Origin of the sequence: Cellulomonas sp. IC4_254, assembly GCF_011603975.1 — a bacterium.
Classification (GTDB): Bacteria; Actinomycetota; Actinomycetes; order Actinomycetales; family Cellulomonadaceae; genus Cellulomonas.
This window is the reverse complement of sequence record NZ_JAANNB010000248.1, coordinates 1-4,666: the sequence shown is the minus strand read 5'-3', so window position 1 is coordinate 4,666 and position 4,666 is coordinate 1. Positions and strand designations below refer to the sequence as shown.

Annotated in this window: 4 protein-coding genes; 2 read left to right on the top strand and 2 right to left on the bottom strand. The window is 77.0% G+C overall.

From position 1 onward, the window contains the following. The first annotated feature begins 95 nt into the window (after positions 1 to 95). A complete protein-coding gene (gene mshC, locus G6556_RS17185; protein WP_166944116.1) occupies positions 96 to 1,358 on the top strand; it encodes a cysteine--1-D-myo-inosityl 2-amino-2-deoxy-alpha-D-glucopyranoside ligase in 1,263 nt (420 codons plus the stop codon). Between the two features lie 46 nt (positions 1,359 to 1,404). Here the strand turns inward: mshC and G6556_RS17180 are convergent, their stop codons facing one another. Together G6556_RS17180 and G6556_RS17175 are read right to left on the bottom strand one after the other, a co-directional pair. Next, complete coding sequence (locus tag G6556_RS17180) at positions 1,405 to 1,896, bottom strand: hypothetical protein (protein ID WP_166944114.1); 492 nt, start codon at positions 1,894 to 1,896, stop codon at positions 1,405 to 1,407. An 82-nt stretch (positions 1,897 to 1,978) separates the two neighbouring features. Beyond that, the gene (locus tag G6556_RS17175) at positions 1,979 to 2,842 is read right to left on the bottom strand and encodes a PAC2 family protein (protein WP_166944112.1); all 864 of its coding nucleotides are present in this window, start codon (positions 2,840 to 2,842) and stop codon (positions 1,979 to 1,981) included. Between the two features lie 59 nt (positions 2,843 to 2,901). Here G6556_RS17175 and G6556_RS17170 point away from each other — a divergent pair, with 59 nt between their 5' ends. Then, a complete protein-coding gene (locus G6556_RS17170; RefSeq protein ID WP_346774966.1) occupies positions 2,902 to 4,596 on the top strand; it encodes a bifunctional 3'-5' exonuclease/DNA polymerase in 1,695 nt (564 codons plus the stop codon). Positions 4,597 to 4,666: the final 70 nt, after the last annotated feature.

Here is a 4,666-nt window from a genome sequence, read left to right as displayed (position 1 = left end):
GGCGGGTGGGTGGCCCGATCGGGGGAGCGGTGGCGTCCGTCACCCCGCCCGGACGCGCGGCGCCCGTCCCCGCGGCGGCCGGTACGCTCGACGCCGTGCTCACCTGGCCCGCCCCGCAGATCCCGCAGCTCCCCGGCCAGGGGGGTCCCGTCCGCGTCCGCGACACCTCCACCGGCGAGCTCGTCGTGGCGGCGCCGGGGGCGGACGCCACGGTCTACGTCTGCGGGATCACGCCGTACGACGCGACCCACATGGGGCACGCCGCCACGTACGTCGCCTTCGACCTGCTCGTCCGCGGCTGGCTCGACGAGGGCAAGCGCGTCCGGTACGCCTCGAACGTCACCGACGTCGACGACCCGCTGCTCGAGCGCGCCGAGGCCACCGGGGTCGACTGGCGCGAGCTCGCGGCCGACCAGACCGCCCTCTACCTCGAGGACATGACCGCCCTCGGTGTCGTGCCGCCCGACGTGTACACCGGTGCCGTCGAGGCCGTGCCCGACGTCGTGCGCGCCGTCGAGGCCATGCTGGCCGCCGGGACCGCGTACGTCGTGGGCGCCGCCGACTCCCGCGGCGAGGGCGCCGGCGACGTGTACGCCGACCTCTCCGCCGACCCGGCGTTCGGCCAGGTGGCCCGGCTCGACCGCGCCGAGATGCTCGCGCTGTTCGGCGAGCGCGGCGGCGACCCGGACCGTCCCGGCAAGCGCGACGCCCTCGACCCCCTGCTCTGGCGGGCGGCGCGCCCCGGCGAGCCGTCCTGGGACGGCAACGGGCTCGGCCCCGGCCGCCCCGGCTGGCACATCGAGTGCGCGGTGATCGCGCGCGACGGCGTCGGCCTGCCGTTCGACGTCCAGGGCGGCGGCTCCGACCTCCGGTTCCCGCACCACGAGATGAGCACCTCGCACGCCCGGCTGCTCGACACCGGCGAGGGCGCCCGCACCCACGTGCACACCGGCATGGTCGGGCTGCACGGCCAGAAGATGAGCAAGTCGCTCGGCAACCTCGTGCTCGTCTCGCAGCTGCGCGCCGACGGCGTCGACGCCATGGCCGTGCGGCTCGCGATCCTCGACCACCACTACGCCGCCGACTGGGAGTGGACCGACGAGGTCCTGCGTACTGCGCAGGCCCGGCTCGACCGGTGGCGCTCCGCGGTGTCCGGCAACGGCGGGCCCGCGTCCGCCGGGCTGCTCGCCGAGGTGCGTGCCGCCGTCGCCGACGACCTGGATGCCCCGCGTGCGCTGCGCGCCGTCGACGCCTGGGCCAACGCCTCGCTGGCCGGCGGTGCGGCGGCCGAGGTCGAGGAGGGCGCCCCGGGCATCGTCTCCCGGGCGGTCAACGCGCTGCTGGGCGTGCGGCTCTAGCGCGTCCGCCGGGCCCGCCCACCCCGCGGCTGCACGGGCCGGAGCGCTACCCGCCGGTGAACGCGGTGATCGCCGGCGGCGCGCCGATCTCGTCGCACGCGGTGCCGAGGTCGGTCGCGGCCTGCGACCACTCGGGCGAGCCCACCCCGGTCGACTCCGCGTACGCCCCGGACGGGACGGACGGCGCGGCCTGCTGCAGAGCGGAGACCGCTCGCTGGACCGCGCCGCCTCCGTCGGCGGGCAGCCGGCCGAGCACGCGGGTCGCCAGCTGGTACCAGCCCTGCTGCTCCTGGGCCGCCATCCGGCCCTCGGCGAGGGCGACGTCGGCGTTCTCGACGATGGTCAGCACGTCGCCGAACGCGGCGCACGCGGCCGCGTCGTCCTCAGCCGTGTCCCTCGTCGCGGCAGTCGGGGCCGGCGTGGCGGGGTGCTCGGCCGTGCTGCGCGTCGTGCGGTCCTCGTCGCCGGGACCGCACGCCGCCAGGAGCGCGGCACCGAGCACCACGGTCGACAGCGTGGCCCAGATCCTCGTCCGCATCACCGCAGGCTAGCGGTGCGGACCCCTCCGCGAGGGCAGATCCGCGCGATGCGGAGCCGCGGGCGCCGGGCAGCGGGACCGATCAGCCCCCGGTGCCCTTGTCCCGTCGACGGAGGTATCGCTCGAACTCCTGCGCGATCGCCTCGCCGGAGGCCTCCGGCAGCTCGGCGGTGTCCTTGGCCTCCTCGAGCTGGTGCACGTACTCGGCGATCTCCGAGTCCTCGCTCGCGAGCTCGTCGACGCCGTCCTGCCAGGCCGCGGCGTCCTCGGGCAGGTCGCCCAGCGGGATCGGCTCGCCGGTCAGGGCCTCGATGCGGTGCAGCAGCGCGAGCGTCGCCTTGGGCGACGGCGGGTGCGCCACGTAGTGCGGCACCGCGGCCCAGAGCGACACGGTCCGCAGGCCACGCGCCGCCGCCTCGTGCTGCAGGACGCCGACGATGCCCGTGGGGCCCTCGTAGGAGTTCGGATCGACCTCCAGCGCCGCGCGCACCGCCTCGTCCTCGCTGGTCGCGGTCACCGGGATCGGGCGGGTGTGCGGCACGTCGGCCAGCAGCGCGCCCAGCGTCACGACGGTGGTCACCCGGAGCGACGCGGCGATGTCCAGCAGCTCGCCGCAGTACCGGCGCCACCGCATCGATGGCTCGATGCCGTGCACCAGCACCACCTGACGGCGGGCGTTCGGGGTCGTGGCGACCGCGACCGCCGTCGTGGGCCAGGTGATCTCGCGACGCCCGTCGTCGCCGGCGCCGATCACGGGGCGGTTCACCTGGAAGTCGTGGTACTCCTCGGGGTCGAGCTCGTCCACCTGCTCCGCGCCCCAGGCCTCGTGCAGGTGCTCCAGCGCCTGGCTGGCCGCCGACCCGGCGTCGTTCCAGCCCTCGAACGCCGCCAGGAGGATCGTCTCCCGCTCCGGGAGCCCTGCCGGTGCGTCTGCCTGCTCGGTCATCGGGCCAGCGTAGGACGCCGTGGCGCCCGATGTCGGAACGGGCGGGGAGAATGGGACGCGTGCCGCTCGTCCTCGTCGCCGTCGACCCGGAGCGACCGGGCGGCGTCGTTCTGCGCGAGGTCCGGGACACCGCCGCGGCCGAGGCGGGCGAGGTCGGCCCGCCGGTGCCGGTCGCCGACGGCGACCTCGCGCGCGTCGTCGCCGAGCGGGAGTCCGCCGACCACCCGCGGTGGGTCTGGGACGACACGGAGCACTGGTACCCGGACCTGCTCGCGGCCGGCGTCCGGGTCGAGCGCGCCCACGACCTGCGTCTGTGCCGGACCATCCTGCGCGGGTCGACCCGGTGCGCGGGGACCGCGCTGGCGCGCGAGCCCGAGGGGCCGTGGGACCGCGCCGTCGTCGCGGGCGGGACCGGCCCGCACGAGGCCGACGCGCCGAGCCTGTTCGACGACCTGCCCGCCGCGGTGCCCGACGCCGCGCCCGACGTCGCCGACGAGCTCGCGCGGCAGCTGGCGGCCCTCACCGAGGCGGGGGACGACGGCCGGCTGCGGCTGCTGCTCGCCGCCGAGTCCACCGGTGCCCTCATCGCGGCCGAGATGCGGCACGACGGGCTGCCGTTCCGGCCGGACCTGCACGACGCGCTGCTGACCCGGCTGCTGGGCCCGCGCCCGCGGGACGGCGCGCGCCCCGAGCGGCTCGCGGCGCTGGCCGAGCAGGTGGGCGCCGCGCTCGACCGGCCCGGGCTGAACCCCGACTCCCAGCCCGAGCTGCTCCGCGCCCTGCGGGCGGCCGGCCTCGACGTGACGTCCACGCGGACGGCCGAGGTCCGCGCGCTCGACCACCCGGTCCGCGAGCCGCTGCTCGAGTACAAGAAGCTGTCCCGGCTGCTGTCCGCGAACGGCTGGGCCTGGATGGACCGCTGGGTGCACGAGGGCCGGTTCCGGCCCGACTACGTCCCGGGTGGCGTCGTCACCGGCCGGTGGGCCAGCAGCGGCGGCGGTGCGCTGCAGCTGCCCGGGGTGATCCGGGACGCGGTGCGCGCCGACCCGGGCCGGCGGCTCGTCGTCGCCGACGCCGCCCAGCTGGAGCCGCGGGTGCTGGCCGCGATGTCCGGCGACGGGGCGATGGCCGCCGCCGGACGGCAGGCCGACCTCTACGCCGCGGTCGTCGCGGCCGGGATCGTCGCGGACCGGCAGCAGGCCAAGTACGCGATGCTCGGCGCCATCTACGGGGCCACGACCGGGGCGAGCGCGGTGCTCATGCCGCAGCTGGGGCGGGCGTACCCGCGCGCGGTGGCGCTCGTCGAGGAGGCGGCGCGCGCGGGGGAGCGCGGCGAGCAGGTCACCACCTGGCTGGGGCGGTCCTCACCGGCCCCGAGCGCCGCGTGGCTCGCCGCGCGCCAGGCCGCGTCCGCCGAGGGCGCCGCGCCGGAGGACGCCCGCGACGCCCGGCGCCGGTCCCGCGACTGGGGCCGGTTCACCCGCAACTTCGTCGTGCAGGGCACCGCCGCGGAGTGGGCGCTGTGCTGGATGGCGGTGCTGCGCCGTCGGCTCCTGGAGCTGCCCGGGCGGCCGCACCTCGCCTTCTTCCTGCACGACGAGATCGTGGTGCACGCGCCCGTCGACGTCGCGGACCGGGTCGCCGACGCCGTCCGGGAGTCGGCGGTCGAGGCGGGGCGGCTGCTGTTCGGGGCCACGCCGGTGGAGTTCGCGCTCGACGTGTCGGTGGTGGACAGCTACGCCGACGCCGTGTGATCCTGCGAGTCGGTAGGTAGACAGGTCTACTTAGTCTGCGACGGGCGAGGCGGGGAGCGCGAGCATGACG